At 39.6% G+C, this 26,700-nt stretch carries 24 protein-coding genes and 1 pseudogene; 16 read left to right on the forward strand and 9 right to left on the reverse strand.

From position 1 onward, the window contains the following. The 6 genes and pseudogenes from IR083_RS23715 to IR083_RS23740 all read left to right on the forward strand — a co-directional run. Positions 1-243, forward strand: a pseudogene (locus IR083_RS23715) (IS110 family transposase); the annotation flags it as partial. 1,312 nt (positions 244-1,555) lie between these two features. Then, complete coding sequence (locus tag IR083_RS23720) at positions 1,556-2,743, forward strand: aldo/keto reductase (RefSeq protein WP_194226173.1); 1,188 nt, start codon at positions 1,556-1,558, stop codon at positions 2,741-2,743. Between the two features lie 14 nt (positions 2,744-2,757). Further along, positions 2,758-3,618: a DUF6599 family protein gene (locus IR083_RS23725; protein WP_194226174.1), complete on the forward strand. Its 861-nt coding sequence runs from the start codon at positions 2,758-2,760 to the stop codon at positions 3,616-3,618. A gap of 481 nt (positions 3,619-4,099) precedes the next feature. Beyond that, complete coding sequence (locus IR083_RS23730; RefSeq protein WP_006799295.1) at positions 4,100-5,203, forward strand: efflux RND transporter periplasmic adaptor subunit; 1,104 nt, start codon at positions 4,100-4,102, stop codon at positions 5,201-5,203. A gap of 87 nt (positions 5,204-5,290) precedes the next feature. Next, positions 5,291-8,350 carry an efflux RND transporter permease subunit gene (locus IR083_RS23735; RefSeq protein WP_317174794.1) on the forward strand — a complete coding sequence of 1,020 codons (3,060 nt, stop codon included), beginning with the start codon at positions 5,291-5,293 and terminating at the stop codon, positions 8,348-8,350. Positions 8,351-8,371: 21 nt separating this feature from the next. Next, the gene (locus tag IR083_RS23740; RefSeq protein WP_194226175.1) at positions 8,372-9,700 is read left to right on the forward strand and encodes a TolC family protein; all 1,329 of its coding nucleotides are present in this window, start codon (positions 8,372-8,374) and stop codon (positions 9,698-9,700) included. A gap of 58 nt (positions 9,701-9,758) precedes the next feature. Here the strand turns inward: IR083_RS23740 and IR083_RS23745 are convergent, their stop codons facing one another. Together IR083_RS23745 and IR083_RS23750 are read right to left on the reverse strand one after the other, a co-directional pair. Continuing rightward, on the reverse strand, positions 9,759-10,520 hold the full coding sequence (locus IR083_RS23745) for a TIGR03915 family putative DNA repair protein (RefSeq protein WP_006799292.1): 762 nt from the start codon (positions 10,518-10,520) through the stop codon (positions 9,759-9,761). Between the two features lie 45 nt (positions 10,521-10,565). Next, positions 10,566-11,828 carry a putative DNA modification/repair radical SAM protein gene (locus IR083_RS23750; RefSeq protein WP_194226176.1) on the reverse strand — a complete coding sequence of 421 codons (1,263 nt, stop codon included), beginning with the start codon at positions 11,826-11,828 and terminating at the stop codon, positions 10,566-10,568. A 181-nt stretch (positions 11,829-12,009) separates the two neighbouring features. On the opposite strand from IR083_RS23750, the gene IR083_RS23755 reads away from it, so the two are divergent. The 7 genes from IR083_RS23755 (at position 12,010) to nadC (ending at position 19,487) form a co-directional block, all read left to right on the forward strand. Further along, complete coding sequence (locus IR083_RS23755; RefSeq protein WP_194226177.1) at positions 12,010-12,312, forward strand: hypothetical protein; 303 nt, start codon at positions 12,010-12,012, stop codon at positions 12,310-12,312. 24 nt (positions 12,313-12,336) lie between these two features. After that, complete coding sequence (locus IR083_RS23760; RefSeq protein WP_194226178.1) at positions 12,337-12,882, forward strand: hypothetical protein; 546 nt, start codon at positions 12,337-12,339, stop codon at positions 12,880-12,882. Between the two features lie 94 nt (positions 12,883-12,976). After that, complete coding sequence (locus IR083_RS23765) at positions 12,977-13,882, forward strand: sugar phosphate nucleotidyltransferase (RefSeq protein WP_194226179.1); 906 nt, start codon at positions 12,977-12,979, stop codon at positions 13,880-13,882. A gap of 118 nt (positions 13,883-14,000) precedes the next feature. Beyond that, a complete protein-coding gene (locus IR083_RS23770) occupies positions 14,001-14,996 on the forward strand; it encodes a class II fructose-bisphosphate aldolase (protein WP_006799288.1) in 996 nt (331 codons plus the stop codon). Positions 14,997-15,942: 946 nt separating this feature from the next. Further along, the gene (gene nadA, locus IR083_RS23775) at positions 15,943-16,947 is read left to right on the forward strand and encodes a quinolinate synthase NadA (RefSeq protein ID WP_194226180.1); all 1,005 of its coding nucleotides are present in this window, start codon (positions 15,943-15,945) and stop codon (positions 16,945-16,947) included. A 102-nt stretch (positions 16,948-17,049) separates the two neighbouring features. Continuing rightward, on the forward strand, positions 17,050-18,630 hold the full coding sequence (gene nadB / locus IR083_RS23780) for an L-aspartate oxidase (protein ID WP_194226181.1): 1,581 nt from the start codon (positions 17,050-17,052) through the stop codon (positions 18,628-18,630). Next, the gene (gene nadC, locus IR083_RS23785; RefSeq protein ID WP_194226182.1) at positions 18,627-19,487 is read left to right on the forward strand and encodes a carboxylating nicotinate-nucleotide diphosphorylase; all 861 of its coding nucleotides are present in this window, start codon (positions 18,627-18,629) and stop codon (positions 19,485-19,487) included. Before nadB ends, nadC begins: the two co-directional genes overlap by 4 nt. A 4-nt stretch (positions 19,488-19,491) precedes the next feature. Here nadC and IR083_RS23790 read toward each other — a convergent pair whose 3' ends face one another. From IR083_RS23790 to IR083_RS23805, 4 genes are all read right to left on the reverse strand, one after another. Further along, complete coding sequence (locus IR083_RS23790) at positions 19,492-19,986, reverse strand: YdeI/OmpD-associated family protein (protein ID WP_194226183.1); 495 nt, start codon at positions 19,984-19,986, stop codon at positions 19,492-19,494. A 74-nt stretch (positions 19,987-20,060) separates the two neighbouring features. Next, the gene (locus tag IR083_RS23795) at positions 20,061-20,534 is read right to left on the reverse strand and encodes a GyrI-like domain-containing protein (protein ID WP_194226184.1); all 474 of its coding nucleotides are present in this window, start codon (positions 20,532-20,534) and stop codon (positions 20,061-20,063) included. After that, positions 20,531-21,472 carry a helix-turn-helix transcriptional regulator gene (locus IR083_RS24940; protein WP_006799282.1) on the reverse strand — a complete coding sequence of 314 codons (942 nt, stop codon included), beginning with the start codon at positions 21,470-21,472 and terminating at the stop codon, positions 20,531-20,533. Before IR083_RS24940 ends, IR083_RS23795 begins: the two co-directional genes overlap by 4 nt. A 168-nt stretch (positions 21,473-21,640) precedes the next feature. After that, positions 21,641-22,045 (reverse strand): VOC family protein, encoded by a 405-nt coding sequence (locus IR083_RS23805; protein ID WP_194226185.1) that lies wholly within the window; start codon positions 22,043-22,045, stop codon positions 21,641-21,643. Between the two features lie 332 nt (positions 22,046-22,377). On the opposite strand from IR083_RS23805, the gene IR083_RS23810 reads away from it, so the two are divergent. Next, on the forward strand, positions 22,378-23,046 hold the full coding sequence (locus tag IR083_RS23810) for a hydrolase (protein WP_194226186.1): 669 nt from the start codon (positions 22,378-22,380) through the stop codon (positions 23,044-23,046). Between the two features lie 71 nt (positions 23,047-23,117). On the opposite strand, the gene IR083_RS23815 is transcribed toward IR083_RS23810, so the two are convergent. Beyond that, entirely contained in the window at positions 23,118-23,804 is a 687-nt protein-coding gene (locus IR083_RS23815; protein WP_194226187.1) for a DUF421 domain-containing protein, read from the reverse strand. A 164-nt stretch (positions 23,805-23,968) separates the two neighbouring features. Between IR083_RS23815 and IR083_RS23820 the strand changes: the two genes are divergently transcribed. Then, positions 23,969-25,069, forward strand: coding sequence for a DNA topoisomerase IB (locus IR083_RS23820; RefSeq protein ID WP_194226188.1), 1,101 nt, complete (start codon positions 23,969-23,971; stop codon positions 25,067-25,069). Between the two features lie 105 nt (positions 25,070-25,174). On the opposite strand, the gene IR083_RS23825 is transcribed toward IR083_RS23820, so the two are convergent. Both IR083_RS23825 and IR083_RS23830 read right to left on the reverse strand, forming a co-directional pair. Continuing rightward, positions 25,175-25,327, reverse strand: a complete 153-nt coding sequence (locus tag IR083_RS23825; RefSeq protein ID WP_006799277.1) for a hypothetical protein — start codon at positions 25,325-25,327, stop codon at positions 25,175-25,177. Between the two features lie 25 nt (positions 25,328-25,352). Beyond that, a complete protein-coding gene (locus IR083_RS23830) occupies positions 25,353-25,673 on the reverse strand; it encodes a hypothetical protein (RefSeq protein WP_242052523.1) in 321 nt (106 codons plus the stop codon). Between the two features lie 393 nt (positions 25,674-26,066). On the opposite strand from IR083_RS23830, the gene IR083_RS23835 reads away from it, so the two are divergent. Beyond that, entirely contained in the window at positions 26,067-26,678 is a 612-nt protein-coding gene (locus IR083_RS23835; RefSeq protein ID WP_194226189.1) for a metallophosphoesterase, read from the forward strand. Positions 26,679-26,700: the final 22 nt, after the last annotated feature.

The following is a 26,700-nucleotide window of genomic DNA, read 5'->3' on the forward strand; positions in this document are numbered from 1 at the left end:
AATAACTGGTTAGGTGAATTTTACAGGCGCATCAAGGCCAAAAGCGGTGCACCAACAGCCATAAAAGCGACTGCTCGCAAGCTGGCAATTATTTTTTACCGGATGCTCAGGGATAAAAAAGAGTTTTCGCCTTTACCTCTTGACGAGTATAATCACTATTTCAAGGAACGAAGAATTAAATACGTTGATAAACAGGCCGCTAAGTATGGTTTTAGATTAGTGCCTATCGATAGCGTTTCTTAAGAGTATTCTCACGCTAAGGTGTAAAATTCAGCTCATCACTCATTATTGTCGTATTTACGTTTATTGACTATATTTGGTTAAAACCTGACACATCTGACAGTTTTTTCATTGTTTTCATCTTGTGTATTTTTAATATATTTGTTAACTGTATTTGGTTAAAAAGTAACAGAAGTAACGGATTTTATGGCTTTTGTAGGGGCGAATAAACATTCGCCCACAATGACTAACGGATGAAAGATGTTTCGCCCCTACAGTTTTCCCAAAAAGTAACAAAGGTAACACAGAAAACAATTAAGAATTAAGAATGAATAATTAATGCGAATCAGTAGTTGGATTTTAATGTTCTATTCTTTTCAGCTCCACTTCGTTTCGCTTAAACGTTCATTTTGGCATTGCCCAAAACGAACCAAAAGGCTAGCGCTCCGCTCCTCGGCGACCCAAAACCGTTTTGCCGTCTGAATCAAACACACGGGCTATCGCCCCGTTTGATTCTACGCCGCCTGCAACGGATTGGGTACCCCGCCTGCGTCACTAATGCGCGAGGGCTGACGCACGTGGAGCTAAAGCATGAAGATACACTGTCTTGTCGCCGCATCGCGATAACGGCCTCATTCCGCAGGCGGGGTACCCAATCTGTAAAGCGGAGGTGTAGGGCAAAATAGGGTAGCTGCTGTACACGGCTGATAATCCGGCTATGGATGATTCCGTATTATTTTGCCCCACCGGAGCTGCGGTTTTGGGTCGCCGAAGGGATGCAGCCTTGATTTTTTGTTTCGTTTTGCATCAAGGCAAAATGAAAAACAAGCCGGCTGGCGCGTTAGAAAAAAACGAACGTTAAAATGTTTCAATAAATATTTTGCAATACTTACTTGTTAAAAGGTAACAAAAGTAACAGATATTTCAACTATTAGCTGATAGCTTCTAGTCGTTAGCGGTGCGAAGCGACAAAACTCGTAATTTATTATATTGTTTACGTTTATTAACCATGTTTAGTTAAAACCTGACACATCTGACAACTTTGTTACAAGATATACCGCCCCTACAGTTTTTCCAAAAAGTAACAAAGGTTACACATATATCAGTTTCTTCACTTATTCCAATATTTCAAAGAGCTGTAAGCTAACAGCTAAAGGCTAATAGCTTACTATATAGATAAACTTTTTCAAAAAAATAATTTTCGGGTTTACCCTGATATTTATTATACCCTAATGTCTTGATTTAAAAAATATTGCTATATTTGCGATAACCTATTTAATCACAAGATACACATTCTGGCACATATATTCAAACCTTAAAATATTCAACTACAAACATGGAAAAGAAAGGTGTTAACAGAAGAGATTTCCTCTGGCTTTCGGCAACAGTGGGTGCCGGTGCCCTGATTGTTCCCGGAACTACTGCGTCTACGTTAAGTAAGACAACACAGGTAAAAATGAATGAAATACCTTTGCGTACATTGGGGCGTACAGGTGTTAAACTACCTATTTTGAGTATGGGAGTTATGCGTGCCGATAATCCGAATGTAGTGAGAGCTGCTTATAATTCGGGTATTTTTCATTTCGATACGGCACATGGTTATCAGAATGGGCGTAACGAAGAGATGCTGGGTAATTTCTTCGAAGGTAAACCGCGCGAAAGCTATTTTCTGGGGACAAAAGTTAAAATTGACTACCCATTGAAGTCTGATTTTGAACAAGACCTGAATATTAAACTGGAACTAAGCCTCAAGCGCCTCAAAATGGAATATGTGGATATCTTCTATGCACATGCCTACAGCGATGTGGAAGAAGTTTCGGACGAGAGGATAATTGCAGCTCTCAGTAAAATAAAAGAAGAAGGCAAAGCTCGTTTTATAGGTTTTTCCACTCACGCTCATAAACCGGAACTAATAGATGCAGCTATAAAGGCAGGAATATATGATGTATTACTCATCAGTTATAATTTTAAGCTGAATAACCTGAAAGAAACGGACGACGCTGTCAAACGTGCCGCCGAAGCCGGTATCGGTATAGTGGCAATGAAAACAATGACAGGTGGAGTGGAGGATGCCGATGGCAAGAAAAAAATCAATGCTCAGGCTTGCCTGAAATGGGCATGGAAAAACGAACACATAACAACGGCTATCCCCGGATTTTCCAATTATGACGAGTTCGATGAATGCCTTGCTGCTGCGCAAAGTCCGGAACTCACATCGGGCGAACAGGAATATCTGGCAGCCCTATGCGATAAGGAAATGATGTTCTGCCAGCAATGTAATAAATGTGTGGCTCAATGTACCGAACATCTCCCTATCCCCGACATTATGCGTGCGTATATGTACACCTACGGATATAAATATTCACAACTGTCGAAGGAGACGCTTACAGAGCTAAATCTGGCAGAAAATGTCTGTTCCGGCTGTAACTCATGCGCTGTAGACTGTCCATCGGGGTTCAATGTGTCGCAAAAGATAGCGGCGATTACACCTGTGATGAATGTGCCCAACGAATTCTTAACTTAATTATGAGATAATATATGAAAATCTTAAAGTGCATTATTGTCTTCCTTTTCTGTACGGTATATTCCCTTTCGGCCCAGACGCCTGCCGAATTGAAATCATGGCTGCCTGTAACCGAAGGTTGGACTATTTCGGATAAAATTGAAGTTTTCAGCCCTGAGAACCTGTTCGACCGCATCAACGGTGCGGCGCCTTTATATTTGGAGAATAATTTCAGGGAAATGACACAAATGGAATACACCAAAGGTGACGACTATATCTCTATACAGGCATACCGTCATGCGAGCCCGGAAGATGCATTCGGAATGTATGCATCGGAACGTTCGTCCGAACTGACATTTTTTCCTATCGGGGGAGAAGCACAGGGGGACGATTCAGGTATTTTCTTTTTTGCAGGCAATATATATGTGAAAATGTGGAGCAGTGCACAGGAAAATGTTTCGGAAACGATGAGAGCGATAGCTGCACATTTGGCCGGAAATATCGATGCTACAGTTGGTTATCCACCTGTTGTAAACGCTTTTCCTAAAGAAGATATGATTCCGCATACCGAAACATATGTCACAGCTAATTATATAGGTCATACTTTTCTCAATATGGTTTATACGGCTAAATACAAGATAGATAACAAAACATTTCAGGCGTTTGTTGTCGATGCTAAGTCGGCAGACGGGGCAAAAGATATTTTGAATAAATATTTTACCTTTACAAAACAGCCTTTAGACTTTGTTGAGGGAAATCTGATAATAAAAGATCGCTATAATGGCGATATACCTGCTGTCTGGAAAGGCCAGTATATAATAGGTGTATTTTCCGAAAATGGAGATAAGATAGCCGGAGTGGATATTATTCTGGGAAAAATAGCCGGAGCGCTTTAAATATGAAATACATTTAAGAAGCTGTTTGAGTTATATTGCCTGCCTGTTTTGAGCTGATTTAAGCATCTTTTTAACATTTTTATCGCGGGTTTAGCGGGCTAAACCAAGAGAAAAATGTTAAAAAGATGCTTAAAACGGCCAAACAGAGGCTGGCAAAGGTTGTTAAAAGTTTATTTTTATTTATTCCGGTATAATTCAAACAGCTTCTAACAATCATAGAATAAAAGCTTAATGAAAAACTTCATTGAGCTTTTATATTTTTCAGAGAAAACCCTTTGTGTAATTTTTTGTTTACCAATGTGAATAAAGACTAAAATTACGCTTCGCTATTAAACCTTTTTATTTACTTATCGTCACATTTTCCGAGAGTAGAATTTAGAGGCCCGAAATAGAAAACGTTTTCATTAAGCAATGAGAAGAAGCAAATTTACATTGATTATGACATTGCGAAGAAAACGACAGATGAAATTGAATATTTACTATGAATAGAAAAACGAAAATAGCACTTGTCGTTGTCATTGTGCTACTTATTGCCGGAATGGCATTTTATCCTAAAATAAAGGAAATCGTATCGCCTGGAGAAGAAATAAGCCCTACTATACAAGACAGTAGTCCGGGTGGAAACAGGCTACGGAATACTTTGAATGTAAACGCGATGATATTGAAGCCGGATAATCTCACCGAAACGATTCGGGAAAAGGGCTTGCTTATACCTGACGAAGAAGTAGATTTGTCGTTTGAAACTTCAGGAAAAATCACGGAAATACACTTCAATGAAGGATCCAATGTGCGAAAAGGGCAATTACTGGCTAAAGTAAATGATAAACCACTACAGGCCGAGTTAAAAAAACTGAAGGCGCAAGTTCCTCTGGCACAAGACCGTGTGTTCCGTCAAAAAGCCCTGTTGGCAAAAGATGCCGTGAGCCAGGAAGCGTATGAGTCTGTGAATACGGAACTGGATAAGTTGATGGCTGATATCGAACTTACCGAATCACGAATTGCACAAACCGAACTCCGTGCTCCATTCGATGGCATTGTTGGTTTACGTCTGGTCAGTGAAGGTACATACGCCTCTCCGTCCACGATTGTGACGCGCCTTACTAAAATATCACCGCTGAAAGTCGAGTTCTCGGTGGGTGAAGCCTATGTAAACAATATAAAAGCCGGCACACCCATCACTTTTACATTCGACAACGACCTCAGTACATACGGGGCCACTGTATATGCGGTGGAGTCGAATCTCGACAAAGTCACACTGACACTAAAAGCACGTGCTTTATATCCCAATGTAGGCGGACGCCTCAAACCGGGTTTATCTACAAATATAGAAATAAGACTACAGGAAATAAAGAATACCATCGTTGTTCCCAGTTTATCCACTATTGCAGAAATGGGGCGCGATATAGCCTATATATATAAAGAAGGAAAGGCTCATCAGGTAACATTGAAAAAAGGAATGCGGACAGCAGCTTCGGTTCAGGTACTCAATGGCTTGAGCGTAGGCGACACTTTGCTTGTTACGGGAGTGATGCAATTGAGAGACGGACTACCTGTGACAATAGATAATTTTGTGGACAATAATTAAATATAATTTCAAGATTTCAAATTCTTAGATTTTATAATTTAAATAAATCTTGATATTGGAAATCCTGAAATCAGAAATCAATAACTGATGACAATATCCGAAATAAGTATTAAACGCCCGGTGCTGGCAACAGTATTTGTATTGGTCATATTCCTGTTGGGTATGATTGGATATACATATTTGGGCGTACGTGAATATCCCAATATAGACAATCCCATTATCTCGGTTAACGTTACCTATCCCGGTGCAAACGCTGAAATTATAGAGAACCAGATAACCGAACCACTTGAACAGAACATTAATGGTATCCCTGGCATCAGGTCACTGACCAGTAGTAGTAGTCAGGGCTCGTGCCGTATAACGGTGGAGTTTGAACTTTCGGTGGATTTGGAGACAGCAGCGAATGATGTGCGAGACAAAGTATCACGTGCGCAGCGATATCTGCCCCGTGATTGCGATCCGCCTACTGTATCGAAGGCAGATGCCGACGCCAATCCGATTATTCAGATCAGTATTCAGAGTGAAAAACGTTCTTTGCTGGAACTTAGTGAAATAGCAGAACTGACAGTAAAAGAACGTTTACAGACAATACCAAACGTGAGTGCTGTGGAAATATGGGGGCAAAACCGCTACTCGATGCGTCTTTGGCTCGATCCTGTAAAAATGGCCGCGTATGGTATTACTCCTATGGATGTAAAAAATGCCGTCGATCGTGAAAACGTGGAACTGCCTTCGGGTAGTATAGAAGGTGATGCCTTGGAGCTTACTATCCGCACATTAGGTCTGATGCAGACACCGGAAGAATTTAACAATATGATTATCAAAGAAGATAATTTTAATGTGGTACGTTTCAAAGATGTAGGTACAGCCGAACTGGGCACGGAAGATCAGCGCAGTCTCATGCGCCGTAATGGGGTACCGGCCGTAAGTACCGTCATCATTCCTCAACCGGGTGCAAATCAGATAGAAATATCGGACGAAGCAATGATACGTCTCGAACAACTGAGAAAAGACCTGCCCGAAGATGTATTTATCGATGTGGCTTTTGATAATACTAAATTTATACGCGCATCGATAGCCGAAGTGGAAGAAACCGTATATATTGCCTTTGCTCTTGTGGTTATCATAATCTTTCTCTTCCTGCGCGACTGGCGTGTAACTCTTGTGCCATGCGTGGTAATACCCGTATCGCTGGTAGGTGCGTTTTTTGTAATGTATGTAGCCGGATTCTCCATTAATGTGCTATCCATGCTTGCTGTGGTACTTGCTGTGGGGCTGGTGGTCGACGATGCCATTGTGGTCACGGAGAACATATATCTGAAAATAGAAGAAGGAATGTCTCCTAAAGAGGCTGGGATAGAAGGCTCGAAAGAAATATTCTTTGCTGTGATATCAACTACTGTTAGCGTAGTAGCTGTATTTTTCCCTATCGTATTCCTTGAAGGAATGACAGGGCGGCTTTTCCGCGAATTTAGCTTCGTAATTGCCGGAGCCGTGCTCATTTCCGCCTTTGTAGCCCTGACATTTACCCCGATGCTCTCTACCAAATTGTTGAAAAAAGAAGAAAAGCCTAATTGGTTTTATAGAAAGACAGAGCCGTTTTTCAACGGATTGATGAACGGATATCATAACGCCCTGCATAAGTTTTTGAGCATAAAAGTGATCATATGGCCTATTATTATCATTACATTGGTGTCAATTGTATATCTGATGAAGGTTATCCCGTCCGAAATGGCACCGTTGGAAGACCGCTCACAGATAACAATCAGAACCAGCGGGCCTGAAGGTTCTACTTATGAATATATGAGGAATTATACCGAAAAAATAGCAGTCATAGCCGATTCTGTAGCTCCCGAAAGACTCATAAATACGATGCGTGTATGGACCGGGGGAGGTAACGTGAACCTCAATTTATCCGGTATTAAAGAAAGGGACAGGAGCCAGATGCAAATAGCTGATGAACTCTCCAAAGCTGTAAGAAAGGAAACGGGGGCCCGTACCTTTGTTCAGCAGCAATCTACATTCGGAGGACGGCGTTCCAGTATGCCTATACAATATGTGTTGCAGGCGCCTAATATTGCTAAACTGGAGGAATTTATCCCGCTGTTTATGCAGAAGGTACAGGAAAGTCCCTTATTCCAAATGGCAGATGTAAACCTCAAATTCACCAAGCCTGAAACGCGGATAATCATCGACCGCAATAAGGCCGCCGTATTGGGTGTCAGCACGAGAGATATCGGGCAAACACTCCAGTATGCGCTCAGCGGGCAGCGTATGGGCTATTTCTACATGAACGGAAAACAATACCAGATACTAGGTGAGATAAACCGTCAGCAACGGAATACACCGGTCGATTTGAAATCGATATACCTTAAAAATCTTACGGGTAGTATGATTCAGTTAGGTAATCTGGTAAAATTGGAAGAAAGCGTGGCTCCTCCGCAGCTTTATCGTTACAATCGCTTCAACTCGGCTACAATATCCGCCGGACTCTCTCCGGGTGTGACTATAGGTGCCGGACTCAACGAAATGGACCGCATAGCCAAAGAAACACTCGATGATACTTTCCGTACAGCATTGGCCGGAGACTCGAAAGATTTCAGGGAAAGCTCATCCAGTCTGATGTTTGCATTCGTACTGGCTATATTGCTTATATTCCTTATTTTGGCCGCGCAGTTCGAAAGTTTCAAAGATCCGTTCGTTATCATGCTTACCGTTCCGTTGGCTATTGCAGGGGCGTTGCTGTTTATGTACATAAAAGACATCTCGATGAATATTTTCAGCCAGATCGGGATTATCATGCTCATTGGTCTGGTAGCCAAAAATGGTATTCTTATCGTTGAATTTGCCAACCAGCGGCAGGAAGCCGGAATGAGTAAGCTTGAAGCCATACAGGGTGCGTCAGTACAGCGTCTGCGTCCAATCCTTATGACAAGTTTCTGTACCGTGCTGGGGCTGTTGCCTCTTGTATTTGCAAGTGCTGAAGGTGCAAACGGACGTATGGCAATGGGAGTGGCTGTTATCGGTGGGATGATGGTATCTACCTTGCTAACAATATTTATTGTACCTGCCATGTATTTGTATATTTCGACAGATAGAGGAAAGAAGAAAGAAAAAGAAGACGCAAAGATTGCTGTTAATGGTTAATGTATTATATCACAATATTATATGAAAAAATATTTATTCGCTATATTACTGTTATTTATATTACCTACCGTATCTCAAGCTCAAAATATTTATGACCTGAGCAGGTGTATACAGGAGGGATTAATGAATAACTATGACATTCGTATATCGAGAAATAATGAGCAAGTATCCGATAATAATATGACTATCGGCAATGCCGGATATTTACCCACGGTAGATCTTACAAGCGGCTACTCGGGTACATCGAATAATGTAAAGCAGAAACTGGAGTCGGGAGAGACGAACACAAGCAACGGAGTGAATAATCAGAATCTCAACGCAGGTATAAACCTTAACTGGACTATCTTTGACGGATTTAATATACAGACAAATTACAACCGGCTGAAAGAGTTGCAGCAAATGGGTAAACTGGATACACAGCTTACTATCGAAACCTTTATCGCAGATATTACTTCCGAATATTATAATTATATACAGCAAACCATCCGCCTGAAAAACCTGAAATCGGCAGTGAAATTATCGAAAGAGCGCTTGCGGATAGTAGAAGCCCGTTATGAAATAGGAGCAGGTTCACGGCTGGATATGCAGCAGGCGCGTGTAGACTTCAACAGTGACAGTTCACAGTTAATCAAGCAATATGAAGTGCTGTACACGTCCCGTGTATTGCTGAATAAGCTGATGGCTCAGAAGAAGATAGACCAGATGATAGAAACTAAGGATTCGGTTATTATATACAACGAGTTTCTCGACCAGAACGATATAATGCAGGGTATGCTTTCTAACAATACATTCTTGCTGTTATCCGACAAAAATAAGAAACTAAGTGTATTGGATCTGAAGACTGTCCAGAGTGAGAATTATCCATATCTGAAGTTCAATGCAGGATATGGCATCACAAAGAATATTTACAATACAGGAACCATAGATAATCAGCGCACATTGGGACTTAATTATGGATTTACAGTAGGGCTTAACTTATTCAGTGGTTTCAACCGTAAGAGAAAACAACGAAATGCCAAAATCGAAATAGAAAACAGGCAACTGGAATATGAACAAACCACTCTGTCGCTGAAAGCTGATCTGGCCAATATGTGGATGGCTTACCGTAACAATATAGAGTTGACCAATCTGGAAAAGGAGAATGTGGAAACTGCCCGTGAAAACCACGAAATAGCGATAGAACGCTATAAACTTGGTGACCTGTCGGGTATAGAACTCCGGGAGGCGCAAAACAGTTTACTGGAAGCGGAAGAACGTCTCGTGCAAGCTGAATTTAATACAAAGCTGTGTGAAATTTCCCTGATGCAAATCAGTGGTCAGCTTTTGAAGTATATGGATGCTGATAATTGATTTTAAAGGAGTATTCTACATCCTGAGCGCTTTGAAATTGGATTTACGGATGTGAGAATCATTGTTTCTCGGTCAGATATTTCCAAAAGCGTTTTGGCATATGCTGACGTTGCAGTTTCAGGTTGATCCGCTCTTTTATTGTCATCGATTTGAAGTATCCTTTCCATAATTCCTGAAACATCTTCTCGTCTTCTGCCATCAGGTTCTCATCTAATTTACCGCTCAGCAGATGTTCATCGTTATCGAGAGTCATTTCCACTACTGTGTGCAGATCGTAGTAAAAGCCATATCTGCGCTTTAGATCATAAATAACCCATTTCTGGTCCGAAAAACGGTCCCTGAAATGTTCTATCGCCAGAGGCAGTGCATTATGACGGGGTGATATAGCCGAGAAGAAAATATCATCGGCTGCTTTCTGAAAGCGTACGAATTGTTTTATATATAATTCCTCATGGGAAACCTTTCTGGCCAGTTGGTGCAGTTTGAGTACATCCTCATCCCCAAAATTGGTTTCGATAGATATTTTACTGTCAAATGATTTCCTGATAAACCGGAACAGTAGTTCGTCACTTCCTTCTTCTTCCGATAACCATGCATATGTCACCATATTCTGCGCTCCTTTACTTAGTTTATTTTGAAGGGAAGTCCATACCCGGGTAGCTTTATCTTCCTGAGTGGTTATGGTATGACTGTCTTCCATAAACATAGGTGCAATCTCTCCTTCACCTAATAGTCTGTCGGGAAAAGTTTTCCGGCTATAAGCGTCGAAGATTGCGGTAAGTAAACCTTCAAATGTTTTATCGTAAAAAAAGACAAGCAATGTTTTAATAAGGAATTAAGAATGAATAATTAAGGATTCAGGCTCTTAATCGGGGAAAAGGATTGATAGCTGTTTGTCGTCTATTTTCTTTTTCTTCGGTTCTGTAAGAATTTTGCGAACATATTCCGGGGTTGCTTCATTGACAGTGTACATTGGCAGTTCGTTGCATGTAATAAAATATTGTGCCTTCTTCATTACCACACCTATCTTTTTCAGTTGCGATGCATTTATCCGGCCATGCCTGCGCGACATCACAATAAATTGCGCAGACTTTACACCGATACCCGGCACACGGAGAATCATTGCATAATCCGCCTTATTTATATCTATCGGGAATGCTTCGGGATGCCGGAGCGCCCAAGCCAGTTTTGGATCGATTTCTAAGTCGAGGTCGGGATAAGCATCATCTACAATTTCATCGGCACGGTATTGATAAAACCGCATAAGCCAGTCAGCCTGATAGAGACGGTTTTCTCTCACTAGGGGAGCTTGTTTCAGGGCAGGTAAACGGTTGTCATAACTATTCACCGGAATGAACCCCGAATAATAAACCCTCCGCATCTGCGTTTGCTGATAGAGGATCGACGATACCCGTAGAATGTCCTTATCCTTTTCGTTTGTGGCACCCACAATCATCTGTGTGCTTTGTCCTGCCGGAACAAAACGGGGTGCAGAACGGAATTTGCGACGGTCTTCGATACTCTGCTGCATACCTATCTGTATATAGCGCATCGGTTTATATACGCTGCGGTGATCTTTTTCGGGAGCCAGCAGTTTCAGGTTCGCTTCGGTGGGTATTTCCAGATTCACACTCATACGATCTGCATAAAGTCCGGCTTCACTTATCAGTTCCTGACTCGCTCCGGGAATACTTTTCATATGTATGTACCCGTTGAAGCGGTATACCGTGCGCAGGTCTTTGACTACCCGCACCATACGCTCCATTGTATAGTCGGGATTATTGATGACACCCGAACTAAGGAAAAGCCCCTCTATGTAATTGCGACGGTAGAATTCGATGGTGAGTTCCACCAATTCCTGTACGGTAAACGTTGCCCGGCGAATGTCGTTTGTTCTGCGGTTTATGCAGTATGCACAATCATAGATGCAAAAGTTTGTAAGCATGATTTTAAGCAGGGAAACACATCGTCCATCTTCTGTAAAACTATGACAAATACCCATTCCGCCGACAGTATTTCCCAGCCCGCCCGCTTTGTTTTTACGGACAGTACCACTGGAAGAGCAGGAAACATCGTACTTCGCTGACTCTGCCAATACTTTTAGTTTTTCGAGTACATTATCATTCATCTTATTACAAAGGAAAGCATTTAAGATGACAGATTTGTATCAAATAATATTAAAATTTGATATGATGTTGAAAAGTAAACAGGCTTATATTATTGTCGAGAATTATATGTATTTTTAACCTGAAATTTTAACATTATATATTCAAATCTATAAAAAACTGGTTGTCTAAATATAAAGCAATATGAGATATATATTCCATATAGTTTTTCTTTGTATATTCCTTTTATCTTGTACCAGAGGCGGGCAATCGGTATCTGAGGATGATATGTTTATAAGCCAATTGGATAGTGCGATATCTAAATACATGAACGATTCTATTTATTATACGAACTGGGTATACCCGGTAGAAAAGAATATATGGACAGGTACTTTCAAAGGAGAAAGCGGCTACTTGAAGAAGCTGGACGCATTGGAATTAATTAAACTTGCGGGAGGGAACGGTGTTATACGTTCCGAATCATCGTACATTGACTTTACTCGTTGAGATGAAGTGAAAGAAAGTGAAGTAATGGCTAAGTATTATAAGGACAAACATGTGGGACGCTATATGGTGTATGTCGATAACAAAGCATGTTCTTTTCCTGATAATATGGTACTTCAGGTAGATATAATAAATAAAACGATTGCCCGAAAGACATTTCCATCCGGCAATTATAATTGTTGCTGGCAGGGACAATTCGATGGGTTCAAAAAAGTTGGCGAATACTATTATATTCGGTCATGTGGTACAGGTAGCGGATATTGCGCTGCAGATATTCATCTTTTTAGAGACCTGAAAAAAGTGCCGGAGAATCCTATTGCTGAATACACATGGTCATCCGGCTTTGGTGACTTTCCGTATTTGTGGTTAACCACCACTGAAATGGAATTAACATTAGACGGAGTGAAATTTAAATACAAGTATGAAGAGGGAGAAATTGTAGATGTCGATACTACAACAAGCGTTTTGAAAGCAATAAAAACACTCCGTTTTACTATAGATTATATACTCGTCGATAACAGATGGACAGCAAAAGATAGTACGATGTTGAAAGCTATAAATTTACCTTTTTGATAGATGAAAGTTCAATAATTGTAGAAATTTATCAGATTTAAGCCTTAAAAGTTTATCTTTGTGACTTCAAAAATTTAACTGAAAAATATTTATTATGAAACCTACTTTGTATGTACTAGCTGCCGGTATGGGAAGCCGCTATGGCAGTCTTAAACAAATGGACGGGCTTGGACCTAACGGTGAAACGATCATGGATTATTCCATTTATGACGCCCTTAGAGCAGGGTTCGGAAAAGTTGTTTTTGTTATCCGTAAATCATTTGATAAGGACTTCCGTGAAAAAATCGTTTCCAAATATGAAAACCATATTCCGGTAGAAGTAGTTTATCAGGAACTGGATAATCTGCCAGAAGGATTTGAACTACATCCCGACAGACAAAAACCATGGGGGACAAATCATGCCGTAATGATGGCTAAAGACGTTATCAAAGAACCATTTGCGGTTATCAATGCCGACGATTTTTACGGCCGTGAGAGCTACGCTATCCTGGCTGAGCAATTAAATAAAATGAACGGTACCGAAAACCATTATTGCATGGTAGGCTATCGTTTGAGTAATACTTTGTCTGAAAGCGGGGCAGTAGCCAGAGGTGTTTGTGAAACAGATGATAATCATTTTCTGAAAAGTGTAGTTGAACGTACGCATATCGAACGCAAAGATGGAAAGATACAATATAAAGATGCTGAAAATTACTGGTTCGAGATTCCGGAAAATGCTCCGGTATCGATGAATATGTGGGGATTCACACCTGATTATTTCGAGCATTCTGAAAAATACTTTATCAAATTCCTTGAACAAAATGCAGGTAATCACAAGGCTGAATACTTTATCCCCTTGATGGTAGACCACCTTATAATAAATAAAACAGCCGATGTGAAAGTTTTGGATACTCCTTCTAAATGGTTTGGTGTTACATATGCCGAAGACAGGGCGGGAGTAGTGGAGAAATTACAAAAGCTGGTAGAAAAAGGAGAGTATCCAAGCCCATTGTGGAAATAATGCGGATTAGGTTATTTTATCTTTTTTAGGCACTTAATATCGTATAAATTTGTTACTTTTGTAACGATTAAAGGATTTATTCTATTCATAATTATTATAAATAAAAAATTCAAAAACAATGGTAAGTTACAAAGACTTGGGATTAGTAAACACTAAAGAAATGTTTGCTAAAGCAGTAAAAGGCGGATATGCAATTCCTGCGTTCAATGTTAACAACATGGAGCAGTTGCAGGCTATCGTTCAGGCTGCTGCTGAAACAAAGTCACCGGTTATCGTACAGGCATCTAAAGGTGCCCGTCAATATGCAAACCCTATCTTGTTGCGTTATATGCTTCAAGGTGCTGTAGAATATGCAAAAAGCTTAGGTTGGGAAAAACCGCAAATCGTACTTCACTTAGACCATGGCGATACTTTCGAAACTTGTAAAGACTGTATCGATTCAGGATTCTCTTCTGTGATGATCGACGGTTCTCACCTTCCATATGATGAAAATGTAGCTCTTACTAAAAAAGTAGTGGAATATGCTCATCAGTTCGATGTGACAGTTGAAGGTGAACTAGGTGTATTGGCAGGTGTAGAAGACGAAGTGTCTGCAGAACACCACACTTATACAAAACCTGAAGAAGTAGTGGATTTCGTTACAAAAACAGGATGTGATTCTTTGGCTATTTCTATCGGTACTTCTCACGGAGCAAACAAATTTACTCCGGAACAATGTACAAGAGATGCTAACGGTCACCTTGTTCCGCCTCCATTGCGTTTCGACGTGTTGGAAGGATGTGAAAAAGAACTTCCGGGATTCCCTATCGTACTTCACGGAGCATCTTCTGTACCACAGGAGGAAGTTGAAACTATTAACAAATACGGTGGCGCACTAAAAGATGCAATCGGTATTCCTGAAGAACAACTTCGTAAAGCTGCAAAATCAGCAGTGTGCAAAATCAATATCGACTCTGACAGCCGTCTTGCAATGACTGCTGCGGTACGTGAAGTATTTGCTACTAAACCGGGCGAATTCGATCCTCGTAAATATCTTGGACCAGCTCGCGATAACATGAAGAAACTATACAAGCATAAAATTGAAGCAGTGCTTGGCAGTGCAGGAAAAGCTTAATACTAATAAGCCTAGATAATAGAAAGAAGCTGTCCCGGTGGGGCAGCTTCTTTTGTTATAATAAGTAATCATTTCAATCTGTAGCTGAGATTATTGTTGTCGTATAAAATTGCTGGATTTTTTTTAGCTCCACTTCGTTTCGCTTAAACGTTCATTTTGGCATTGCCCAAAAGTAAGCAAAAGGCTAGCGCTTGGTTTCTCGGCGACCCAAAACCGCAGCTTCGGTGGAGCAAAATAATGAAGAATCATCTTTAGCCGGATTATCAACCTGGTATAGCAGCTACCGTATTTTGCTCTATTGAGAGCGAGTTTTTTCGTTTAGCCTTTAAGTCCGTTATGGGTCGGCCTTCAAAGCGGGCGTCAAAGCATTTTTGGTTCCTTTTGGGGCTTTGGCCAAAAGGAACACAAGCAATCTCTGATTGCGCGTAGAAAAAAAACGACTACTGTAATCCAACGTTTAAATACAACTATTTAATCTCTATAATAAACCGCAGAATGATTTATGATATTTCTTTTTGTTTATCTATACATAGAAGCTATATGCTGAAGATTCTTTGAAATGATTATGCCGGAATTTTATTGTGGTGTTTTGATAACGAAAAAAGTAACAAACAGAAAAGTTAGAAAAACTGTTACATCTGTTACCTTTTGACTATATATTGAAAACAAAGGTTAATTAAATGAGGGGTTCAGTTGATATTTAGTTAAAATTTAATTGTGTCAATGCTTGAGATGTTACTTTCTGAGAGTAATAGTAATGGGTGCTAAGATATAGGCCTTTCATTTATACATTCGAATTTCGGATAAATCAGTTTTTATAAGTATTTTTGTTTGCGAAACTTAAAACTAAAGCAGATTTGAAGCAGCTATAGTTGAAGAGCTTAATGATAAATGTTTTACAATACTTATTTACTAAAAAAACGAGTAATTCTATTTCACAAAAGATATGACAACATTCGATAAAGCGGTTGAATTACTACCAGTAAAAGGCTATCTGAGTATGGAAATACCAAAAGGAATAGACCTGATAGAAGAGATCAACCGTATGCGCAAAGAGAAGAATGCTATAATTCTCGCACATTATTATCAGACAGGTGATATTCAGGATATAGCCGATTTTCTTGGCGACAGCCTGCAACTGGCACGTGCAGCCGAGAAGACGGATGCCGATATGATTGTTTTCTGTGGTGTTCATTTCATGGCAGAAACAGCTAAAATACTTAATCCGGCCAAGAAAGTCGTATTGCCCGATTTACTGGCCGGGTGTTCATTAGCAGATTCCTGTTCGGGCGAAGGCTTAAGGGAGTTAAAAAAGAAGCATCCCGGGGCTATTGTGGTAAGCTATATCAACTGTGATTCGGGAGTAAAAGCCGAAAGTGACATCATAGTAACTTCATCCAATGCCGAACATATTATAAATTCGCTGCCTGAAGAGCAAAAAATAATATTTGCTCCAGATAAGAATCTGGGACGATATATCAATCAGGTGACAGGCCGTAATATGATACTTTGGGATGGTGCCTGCATTGTCCACGAAGCATTTTCTTTGGAACGCATAGCAGAGCAAATGCTCAATCATCCGAAGGCGAAGTTAATAGCACACCCTGAAGCTCAGAAACCTGTGTTGCAGGTAGCACATTATATCGGTTCTACCGCAAATCTACTTAATTATGTAGTAAATGATGCGGCAGAGGAATTTATAGTAGCCACTGAAGAAGGTATATTGCATGAAATGCGTAAACGGGCACCCGGGAAAAAACTTATTCCGGCACTTACTATCGATGATAAATGTAATTGCAGTGAATGTCATTTTATGAAACTGAATACAATGGAAAAATTGTATTTGTGTATGAAATACGAACTTCCTGAAATCCTGATGGATGAAGAAATACGCATTAAAGCACTGCGTCCGATAAATAAGATGCTGGAACTTTCGAAAGCAATTAAATAGATAATAGGAAATTAAGAATTAAGAATTAAGAATGAAAAATGGCACAGATGCTTAGTAATTCATAATTCTTCATTCTTCATTCATAATTTTTTAATTTATAGAATGATTTATACAGATGTTCTTGTAATCGGCTCAGGCATATCCGGACTTTCTTATGCGATGAAAATAGCGCAGCAGAAACCCGATGCCAAAGTTGCGGTTATAACCAAATCGGATGATGAAGAGTCGAATACAAAGTATGCCCAGGGAGGTGTAGCTGTAGTAACAGACTTCACAAAAGACAGTTTCGAAAAACATATTGAAGATACCCTGCGTGCCGGAGACGGATTATGCAAGAGAGAAGCTGTGGAAGCAGTGGTAACAGAAGGCCCTGAGCGTATCCGCGAAATAGTGGAGTGGGGGGCTAACTTCGATAAGAATGAGTTTCAGACATACGATCTGGGACGTGAAGGCGGCCATACGGAAAACCGTGTAGTGCATTATAAAGATATTACGGGAGCAGAAATAGAGAGGGCCTTATTGAAAGCCATAGAGCGGCTGCCGAATGTGGAACTACTCAATCATCACTATGTGATTGACCTTATTACGGAACATCATATACCTGGCGAATCATTCGATAAATATAACCTGAATTGTTATGGGGCTTACGTCCTCGATCTGAAGACGCAACGCATAAAGAAGATGTCGGCCAAAATAACGCTTATGGCAACAGGTGGTTGCGGGCATGTATACAAGAATACAACCAATCCGATAATCGCTACGGGTGATGGCATAGGTCTGGCGCACAGGGCAAAGGCCAGGATCAGCAATATGCAGTTCATCCAGTTTCATCCTACAGCGTTTTATAGCCTTACTACCGGACAGTTACCGTTAATTTCGGAAGCTGTAAGAGGATTCGGGGCAAAGCTGTGTACAGCATCGGGAGAACTCTTTATGCACAAATACGATGACCGGGAAGAGCTTGCCTCACGCGATATTGTGGCCCGTGCTATCGATAGCGAAATGAAGTTGCGGGGAGATGATTATGTATGTCTCGATTGCCGTCATCTCGACCAGCGTAAGTTTATGGAACATTTCCCCAATATTTACAAACAGTGTAAAGATGCCGGACTGGATATGTTCAGAGATTTGATACCTGTTGTCCCGGCCAGTCATTATCTGTGCGGAGGTATAGACGTAGACTTATTCGGACAAAGCACAATTAAAAATATGTTTGCTGTAGGCGAATGTTCCAATACGGGATTGCACGGGGCAAACCGTTTGGCTTCAAATTCCCTGCTCGAGGCATTGGTTTTTGGACATCGTGCAGCCGTAAAAACGCTGGAACGGCTCGGAGAGGACAACTTTAACTATGAACAACTTCATAAAATACCGGAATGGGATCAGGAAGGAATGAAGGTAAATGAGGAAATGGTATTACTGAATTATCTGCGCAAAGAACTACAGACATTAATGAGTGACCTTGTGGGCATAGTTCGCAGTAACAGACGCCTAAAGTTGGCAAAACAGAAAGAGGAAGAGATATACAGGTCGGTGAAAGAAATATATAACTTTTCCATATTGTCACCTCAGTTATCAGAACTACGTAATCTGGTAAGTGTCGCCTTTCTGATAATAACCCAAAGTATGGAACAAACAGAAAATAGAGGCACATTTTATAATAAAGATTTGGATAAGAAATGAATAGACCACCTTATGTAACGGATGAAAGACTATATCATTTTATAGATGAAGCTATAAAAGAGGATATCGGTGACGGTGACCACTCTACTTTAGCCAGTGTTCCTGCCGGATTGAAGCAGAGAGCACGACTACTAATCAAGCATGACTGTATTCTGGCTGGAGTAGACCTTGCTCAGGAGATATTTCATTATTATGATAAAACCCTGGAAATAGAAGTATATAAAAATGACGGGGATAGTGTGAAAGAAGGTGATATTGCTTTCATTGTATCCGGTTCGGCACGTTCTATCCTTACAATGGAACGACTGGTACTCAACTGTATGCAACGCATGAGTGGCATAGCGACTTATACGCACGAAATGGTGGAACTATTGGCCGATACCAATACCCGCATACTCGATACCCGCAAAACATCTCCTATCTTCCGTATGTGCGAAAAATGGGCAGTGTATATCGGCGGGGGAAAGAATCATCGTTACGGGCTTTTTGATATGATAATGCTGAAAGATAATCATAATGATTATGCCGGAAGTATAACCAAAGCCGTGGAAGCTACAGTAAAATATTTGAAAGAGATAGGAAAAGATCTGCAAATAGAAGTGGAGACCCGTAATCTTAAAGAAGTGAAAGAAGCGTTGGCTACAAACGCAGTGGATGTGATCATGCTAGATAATATGTCCCTGTTTGAAATGGCAGCGGCGGTACAGCTCATTGATGGTGCAGTTAAGGTAGAGGCATCGGGCGGAATCACGAAAGAATCAGTGCATGCAATAGCCGAAACGGGTGTGGACTATATCTCTTCGGGAGCGATAATATATGCTGCTCCGAATATTGACCTGAGCCTGAAAGCTTTCTAAGGAACTAATCTCGCTTTATCTTATTGCTGAACTTTTCATTGTTTTGGATCATCATTATGGTTTTGGCTATCCGGTCTATTTTAGTCTGTTCGGTCTTGGCTGAATAGATCCAATTGATAAACGCCTTTTTTTCGCCATCGCTATAGAATTGGAACTTATCCATGACTCCATCCTCGAAATTCATGCACAGAGCTAGTTCTTCGGGAATCATGGTTGGCAGATCATCGTTATAAATAACGATATGTACGGTGTCGCCGGCATGCTTGTCTATCATTCTTCTTAATTGTAAATTAACAGCCATAAATAAATGGCCATTTCCAAGAGGAAGTAAACGGACATCGGAAAACTCGTAATTATCTATCTTTCCCTTTACTTTCAGCATTCCGAAAGATGTTTTAGGCATTGGGATTTCAGGGATTTCAGCGAAAGTCCAGCCTCCTTTTCCTTCAAATTTCTGTAATAAGTAGTTCTTGTCTACCAATGGTTTCAGGGTTTTCATATACTGAAAGATTTATAAAAATAGCTGCGCAGCCTATTTTACACAGCTATTTTCATATTATAATGTAGTTAAGACTATTTCATCGGGATGCATAAATCTACCTTCCAAGGAGTATCAGCATCCTGAGGCTCTTCGGTACAAATACCATAAAGCTCGTAATGATCTCGCATATCATATTCATATCCTTTTTCGTTAAATGCAGCATATGCTTTATTCCAAGCTTCAACATACTCTGACATGGTTAATTCAAATTGCATCACAAAGTATTTACCTCCGCTTATCGTGTAGCAATGCATACCTTCACCGGGTTCAATCCCTGAAATATCTTCCAGGCAAGCCTCGGAGCGTAGTTCTTCGATCGGTGTATTGGAGGGATCATCATGGTAGACGCCCGCTACTCTCGGAGAAGCTGCCCATAGGTTATTTGCCTCTGCCCATGCTGCGAGTTTTTCAAATGTCTTCTCAATACGGGTATAATCTCCAACATGAGAAAATGCAATCGTTTTGATTGGTTCCAGGTTTTTAATCTCTGTACTGTTAATTTTCATAAGTCTAAATTTTTAACGATTAGTTTTATAATATCTTTTACTTCAATAGGACTAATTACTGTCGTTGTGTCAGCATTTGCCAGGACCCATCTGGCTAAAGGTTCTAGAGAATAAGCCATATAAGTTTGCTCTACTTGTCCGGTCACAAGTTCTTTTTCTTCGGCCAATCCCATAGCGTAACATCTATCTGCATGGTATCTGGCCACTACTTTGCTTGTGTGCAAGACTACTTTTTGAAGATATTGAGAATCTTCACATCCTGGAAGCGATCTCAATGGCGGGTGTTCTTTCGAGTGTCCGTTAGATGTTATTTTTATATTCTCGATACGATCAAACCTGAATACCCGGTATTCCTTTCGTAAGTGACACCAGGCCACAAGATACCAGTTTGGATGTGTATAAGTGATACCGATAGCTTCCAGAGCTCTCAGGCTCTTATTCTCATCTATATCGGAGTAATTGACCTCTACGATTAACTTATCATTAATACTGCTAAGTATTGTTTGTAACAAGTTGGGTAAACTTTCCCGTGTATTTCTACTTTTGTATACAGCTATGGAATCGCCCATATCGTGGAGGTATTTTTTATCGACAGCTCTCAGTGCAGCACGGATTTTATCCATTCCCTGACGAAAGAAGTTGCTGTTCTGGGTATCGGTAAGTTGCTCGATAATTTTTTCTGCGGTAAGAAACGCCATAGCCTCTTCCTTTGTGAACATAAGAGAAGGCAATCTGTAACCTTCAACCAGAGAGTAGCCGACTCCCGAATTGCCACAGATAGGTACTCCGGCTTTTGATAAGGTATGCATATCCCGATAAATGGTTCGCAGGCTCACTCCAAAGCGTTCTGCCATTTCAGAAGCCTTGACAACTGGTCGCGATTGTAGCTGTACCAGTAATGCCGATATGCGGTCGAGCCGGTTTAAGTCTTTGTTCACTCTGTTTTATTGTTTAAAAATCCGAATCGATGAGGGCAAATTTCGCGGCATTTAGAGTCTTTTTATCCATTTGGTTTTCTTCCTTTTAGTTATATAGTGCGATGATTGTACTCGTAGTTGCATAAGCAATGTGAATATATAGTAGAGTTGCTCCAGTTCGTTTGTTACTTATTCAAGTATTAATCCCCATAGTACACCGAATTTATCGAGAACTTCAGAATATAGTTTTGAAAAACTTGGATTACAAAGTTCACATTTTATTTGTCCTCCGAAAGATAATTTTGTATAAATATCATTAAGTTGCTGTTCCGTATCACAAAATATTGCAGTTGCATGTCCCAGAGAACCAAAATCAGCTTTCATATTAGGTAAAGTATCTGCCATACCAATTGTGCAACCATTAAAGCTAAGATTGGAGAGGACTATTTTATTTTCGTAGTCAACAGGGGTTTCTTCATCCGGACAATCTTTATAACGTAGGATATCGCTTTTCGTCCCATTAAATACTTCTGCGTAAAAATTTAGTGCTTCTTCTGCATTACCGTTAAATACTAAGTAAGATTTAAGTTTCATATTCTAATGTTTTGGTTTCGACTATTGATGCAAAAATATTATACAAGGTTGACAACAGTATGTCAGTAAGTTTTTAAAAGTTATGAATGATCTCGAAAATCAGGAATCCCATTATACTTTTTTATTCGGGGCTTTGGATTGTTGAGGAATTTGTATCAGATATCTGAAGATTGATATGATAAGAGATGTGGATTATTTCCATATCTAAATTTAGTGAAAATTTCTATATAAAAAATAACAAGCAATTATTATAGACTTTCCTGATAAACAACTCTTACGACATCGGGGTTTTATCTTTATAGAGGATTTTAAACAGATAATACTTATGCTTTATGAATAAGATACCTATCCCAATAATCGAATCGGTACTGCGTAAAAAGCCGATTAAAATGCCGGAAGAAATATATAATGCGAGTGGTATTAATATTTTTGGTAAGCGATTGAAATCATTGGTCTTTTCTACTGATCTGGCCATTATTAAGAATAATAACGCAGACGGAGTTATTGCCGTTTATCCTTTTACTCCTCAGATTGCGATCAATCAGGCAATTATAGAAATATCTCCCACACCTGTATTCTGCGGTGTAGGAGGGGGGATTACAGGAGGTCAGCGATCTATCGATATTGCAATTAATGCAGAGTTAAACGGAGCTTATGGCGTAGTACTGAATGCGCCCACCCCCAATAGCCTGATTTCCGAAATGAAGGAGAGACTGGATATTCCTATTGTTATAACAGTGGTATCTGAAAAAGAAGACTTCGAATCGAGAATTGAGGCAGGAGTATCCATATTTAATGTTTCAGGAGGTTCAAATACTGCAAATATTGTTCGTAATATAAGAAAAAAATATCCCGAATTTCCCGTAATAGCAACAGGAGGACCCACTCCGGAAAGTATTCTTAGTACAATAGAAGCCGGAGCAAATTTGATAACGTACACGCCGCCCACAACCGGGAAGTTATTCTCTGCGATTATGGATGATTACAGAGAAAGATTGTAGTTAAAAGGAGGGTGCCTCTCCGAACACCCTCTTTATCCTACTCTTTTTATTGAGAAGTATTTCTTATAGACTTATTTCTCGCGATTTTCGGTTTCTGCTTTTACCCATTCGTCATTATTATTGCAGTACCCGCACTTATTACTTTCACCTTCATTCATAGTTTTTGTAAATCCACAATAAGTGCAGGCATATACGCCGGGGTACTTTATTTGTTTGGTCTTCTTCTCCAGATAATGCGGCCATATCGGTAATCCCGCTTTTATATCCGGAGGATTATAACATAAAATACTTAATTCGCCGGTTGTTTCTAATATGGCACTTTCCACTTGTCCCAAATGAAAAATATGCTGGGTTCGAAGTTCTGAAAAAAATTCATCCATTGCCAATTCTTTATGTTGTAATGATTCTTTCGACGCTTTCCCTTCATGTATAATACAATATGGTTTTCCCTCAAGAATCGTTTCCATTCTTTCCGAATGTTCGATCAATTTAGTAATAAGCCAATAGGAAAGAAAAATAATAATAAAAACCACTAAAGCATATACAATGCCGATCTCTTTATAGATCATAGGGTCGCCAGCGGCAGAGCCCAGCGCGATAATGATCAGCAATTCAAATATAGACAGTTGTTTCACAGCACGTTTTCCTATAATGCGTAGGCCTGCAAAAAGGAGAAAGAACATTATTAAAGTACGGAAAGCAATTTCCAGAAGAAAAATAGAATCTTCAGCACCAAATAAAATATCTTGCCAATTCATAATTACTGTCTTTTTAGTCTAACAACTATAATACATCACTTCTAACAATAGAAAATAAAATATTGTTTAATGCTGAACTAAATGGATAAAATTATGACTGAACTAAGATGTGTTCAAGTATGTTCTATATTAGAATAATCAGGCTTATTTTGAATAAATTATCTATGCAACAACCAGAAAGGGCAGACAAAATTATTCAGAAAATATCGTCCGCGAGAATAGCGGATATACTCCATGACCCTCAAAAAACAGCGAAGGCCTTCGCTCTTGTATATATTTCTGATAATCAACAGGGGATAGTTCGAAAAAAACAAGGGAAAACGTTTCGTTATTTTTTGAAAGGAAAAGAAGTGAAAGATAAAGAGGTGTTGGAAAGGATTAAGAAACTGGTTATTCCTCCTGCTTGGGAAGGTGTATGGATCTGCGAGTTGGCAAACGGGCATCTTCAGGCTACAGGTTTTGACTCTAAGAATAGAAAGCAGTACCGGTATCATCCTATATGGGTATCATTAAGAAAACGCAGCAAATACTACCGTATGATACAATTTGCCCATGCTTTACCTCAAATCAGGTTGAATGTGGAAAGGGATCTGGCACTCCGAGGATTGCCACAGGAAAAAGTATTAGCCGCAGTGGTTAGCCTGATGGAACGTACTCATATAAGAGTAGGTAATAGTAGCTATGAAAAACTTTATGGCTCGTTTGGGCTTACAACACTGAAAAACAAACACACAGAGATAAAAGGAAATAAAATAAGGTTTTCTTTTAAAGGTAAAAAAGGTATTTACCACGATATAAGTCTGCAAAATTCGAAATTGGCAAGGATCATTCAACAATGCAAGGAAATCCCCGGCAAAGAGTTGTTTCAGTATTATGATGAGGACGGGAAACGTAAAGCCATTGATTCGGGAATGGTGAATGATTATATAAAAGAAATTGCCGGAGAAGGTTTTACCTCGAAAGATTTTCGTACGTGGGGCGGAACAGTAAATGCTTTTCTGGCACTCAGAGAATCGGATTGGAGTGATTCGCAAACAGAGCAAAAGAAAAAAGTGGTAGAGGCTCTGGATAAAGTTGCAGCGCATCTGGGGAATACACGTGCAGTCTGTAAAAAATATTATGTGCATCCTCTTATTATAAGCCTCTATGAAAGCGGTTCCCTTCAAGAATATTTTGACCCGCCCTGTAAGGTCGGAGAACCCGATAACCGGACAGCCTTGACAAAAGAAGAGAAAATTATTCTTTCTATTTTGGAAAAAGGATAATCTTCCATATTTACTGCATCTCGTTTAATAATGCAGAAGCTGAAAAATCCCCTTGATATGCTATAAGGGGATTTTCCTAAATGTTAATTGTTATAGATTGTCCAATTAATATTTCAAAGAATCGTTGCTACTTTTATTTATCAGCGTAGAATCTTTTACTTCTACAGGATCACTTGGCGTCTCAACTTTTTTGTTATTGGTACAACTCAAAGAAAAGGCAGCTATAACTACCAGCGAGAGAATTATTATTTTCTTCATAACGTTAATATTTAGTACGATATTATTACTCAGGTAATTCCTCTTTTGGAACTTTTTGTTTAATGATAGTTAGCCAGTCATTTTTCTTTTCACTCCATATTGTATATTGTTCATCATTGAGTACTCCTTTCAAATTGGTATCCAATGTCGAATCAAACTCTTTCACCATGTCATCGGATAATGGCGTGGTAGTGAAGAGAACCATAGTGTAGGCTGTATTATACTTGGCAACAGCCTCTTTCTGATCCTGAGTGAGATCAAGACTCTCTGCCATTGTATTCGTCAGTAGAGTTGCTGCTTCTTTAGCTGCTTCCGTTCGCTTGTCATTTTGGGCGAATGCTGCCATTGAGGATAGTAATATCGTGAAAACTAACACGACACTTTTTCTTAAATCAACTGCTTTCATGATGAATATTTATTTAGTTAATAAAACACTTAATGTCGGCTTATATTTAAAAAACATGTCAAACATCTAAGCTGTTTCAATAAAGATGATTTATTAATTTATATTATAAATCCTGGACAGAATTATACATACCCAGACCATATGGAGTATAAAAGGTTAAGAGATACAGTAAAAATGAAAAATCGCTCTATATTTGTATGTGTGATGATTCACTTTATTTAGTCTGAACAGAATATCTACAAAAGGTCAAGTATGAGTAGTAAGAACATGAATAGAGTAGGGTCGTGGAAGAATAAATAAACAATAAGAAAAAGAGTAATAGATAAATTTTAAATGAGAAAAATAAATCAAACATCAGATAAAATATTTTTTACGTCAGATCACCACTTTGGGCACGATGGAATTATAAAGTTTGCTAACCGGCCATTTAAGGATATCGAAGAAATGAATGAAACCTTTATCTATAATTGGAACAAGGTTGTTCCATCAGATGGATTAACTTTCGTTTTAGGAGATATCGGTTTTTGTGATAAGAGCAGTATTGTGGATATCTTTACCCGGCTAAATGGTCGCAAAATATTAATAAGGGGAAATCACGACAGCAATTATTCAGAAAATATATTATTATCCATTTTCGACGAAATTCATGACTTACTATATGTCAGAATACAGGATAATATCACATTAAAGTATGTGTATATGGTATTGTGCCATTATCCTCTATTGGACTGGCAAGGTTCATTCAAGGGCTCGTGGCAGCTTTTCGGACATTTACATACAAGAGATCTGATTGAGTTTACCACGCTGAAGACCAGATTATTTGCTTCACAATATGATGTTGGAGTGGATAATAATAATTTCGAACCAATATCTTTCCATGATCTGAAAGATATAATGAGGATTCAGTCGGAAAATCAGATGTTTAAGAAAACTAATTACTACTAAAGTCAGGTGTAAACACCCGGGC

It is taken from the genome of Dysgonomonas sp. GY75, assembly GCF_015234155.1.
Taxonomy (GTDB): domain Bacteria; phylum Bacteroidota; class Bacteroidia; order Bacteroidales; family Dysgonomonadaceae; genus Dysgonomonas; species Dysgonomonas gadei.

Coding starts and splice junctions, on each gene's coding strand:
- IR083_RS23720 (WP_194226173.1), top strand. CDS start 1,556: ATGGAAAAGAAAGGTGTTAACAGAAGAGATTTCCTCTGGCTTTCGGCA.
- IR083_RS23725 (WP_194226174.1), top strand. CDS start 2,758: ATGAAAATCTTAAAGTGCATTATTGTCTTCCTTTTCTGTACGGTATAT.
- IR083_RS23730 (WP_006799295.1), top strand. CDS start 4,100: ATGAATAGAAAAACGAAAATAGCACTTGTCGTTGTCATTGTGCTACTT.
- IR083_RS23735 (WP_317174794.1), top strand. CDS start 5,291: ATGACAATATCCGAAATAAGTATTAAACGCCCGGTGCTGGCAACAGTA.
- IR083_RS23740 (WP_194226175.1), top strand. CDS start 8,372: ATGAAAAAATATTTATTCGCTATATTACTGTTATTTATATTACCTACC.
- IR083_RS23750 (WP_194226176.1), bottom strand. CDS start 11,828: ATGAATGATAATGTACTCGAAAAACTAAAAGTATTGGCAGAGTCAGCG.
- IR083_RS23755 (WP_194226177.1), top strand. CDS start 12,010: ATGAGATATATATTCCATATAGTTTTTCTTTGTATATTCCTTTTATCT.
- IR083_RS23760 (WP_194226178.1), top strand. CDS start 12,337: ATGGCTAAGTATTATAAGGACAAACATGTGGGACGCTATATGGTGTAT.
- IR083_RS23765 (WP_194226179.1), top strand. CDS start 12,977: ATGAAACCTACTTTGTATGTACTAGCTGCCGGTATGGGAAGCCGCTAT.
- IR083_RS23770 (WP_006799288.1), top strand. CDS start 14,001: ATGGTAAGTTACAAAGACTTGGGATTAGTAAACACTAAAGAAATGTTT.
- nadA (WP_194226180.1), top strand. CDS start 15,943: ATGACAACATTCGATAAAGCGGTTGAATTACTACCAGTAAAAGGCTAT.
- nadB (WP_194226181.1), top strand. CDS start 17,050: ATGATTTATACAGATGTTCTTGTAATCGGCTCAGGCATATCCGGACTT.
- nadC (WP_194226182.1), top strand. CDS start 18,627: ATGAATAGACCACCTTATGTAACGGATGAAAGACTATATCATTTTATA.
- IR083_RS23790 (WP_194226183.1), bottom strand. CDS start 19,986: ATGAAAACCCTGAAACCATTGGTAGACAAGAACTACTTATTACAGAAA.
- IR083_RS23795 (WP_194226184.1), bottom strand. CDS start 20,534: ATGAAAATTAACAGTACAGAGATTAAAAACCTGGAACCAATCAAAACG.
- IR083_RS23805 (WP_194226185.1), bottom strand. CDS start 22,045: ATGAAACTTAAATCTTACTTAGTATTTAACGGTAATGCAGAAGAAGCA.
- IR083_RS23810 (WP_194226186.1), top strand. CDS start 22,378: ATGAATAAGATACCTATCCCAATAATCGAATCGGTACTGCGTAAAAAG.
- IR083_RS23815 (WP_194226187.1), bottom strand. CDS start 23,804: ATGAATTGGCAAGATATTTTATTTGGTGCTGAAGATTCTATTTTTCTT.
- IR083_RS23820 (WP_194226188.1), top strand. CDS start 23,969: ATGCAACAACCAGAAAGGGCAGACAAAATTATTCAGAAAATATCGTCC.
- IR083_RS23825 (WP_006799277.1), bottom strand. CDS start 25,327: ATGAAGAAAATAATAATTCTCTCGCTGGTAGTTATAGCTGCCTTTTCT.
- IR083_RS23830 (WP_242052523.1), bottom strand. CDS start 25,673: ATGGCAGCATTCGCCCAAAATGACAAGCGAACGGAAGCAGCTAAAGAA.
- IR083_RS23835 (WP_194226189.1), top strand. CDS start 26,067: ATGAGAAAAATAAATCAAACATCAGATAAAATATTTTTTACGTCAGAT.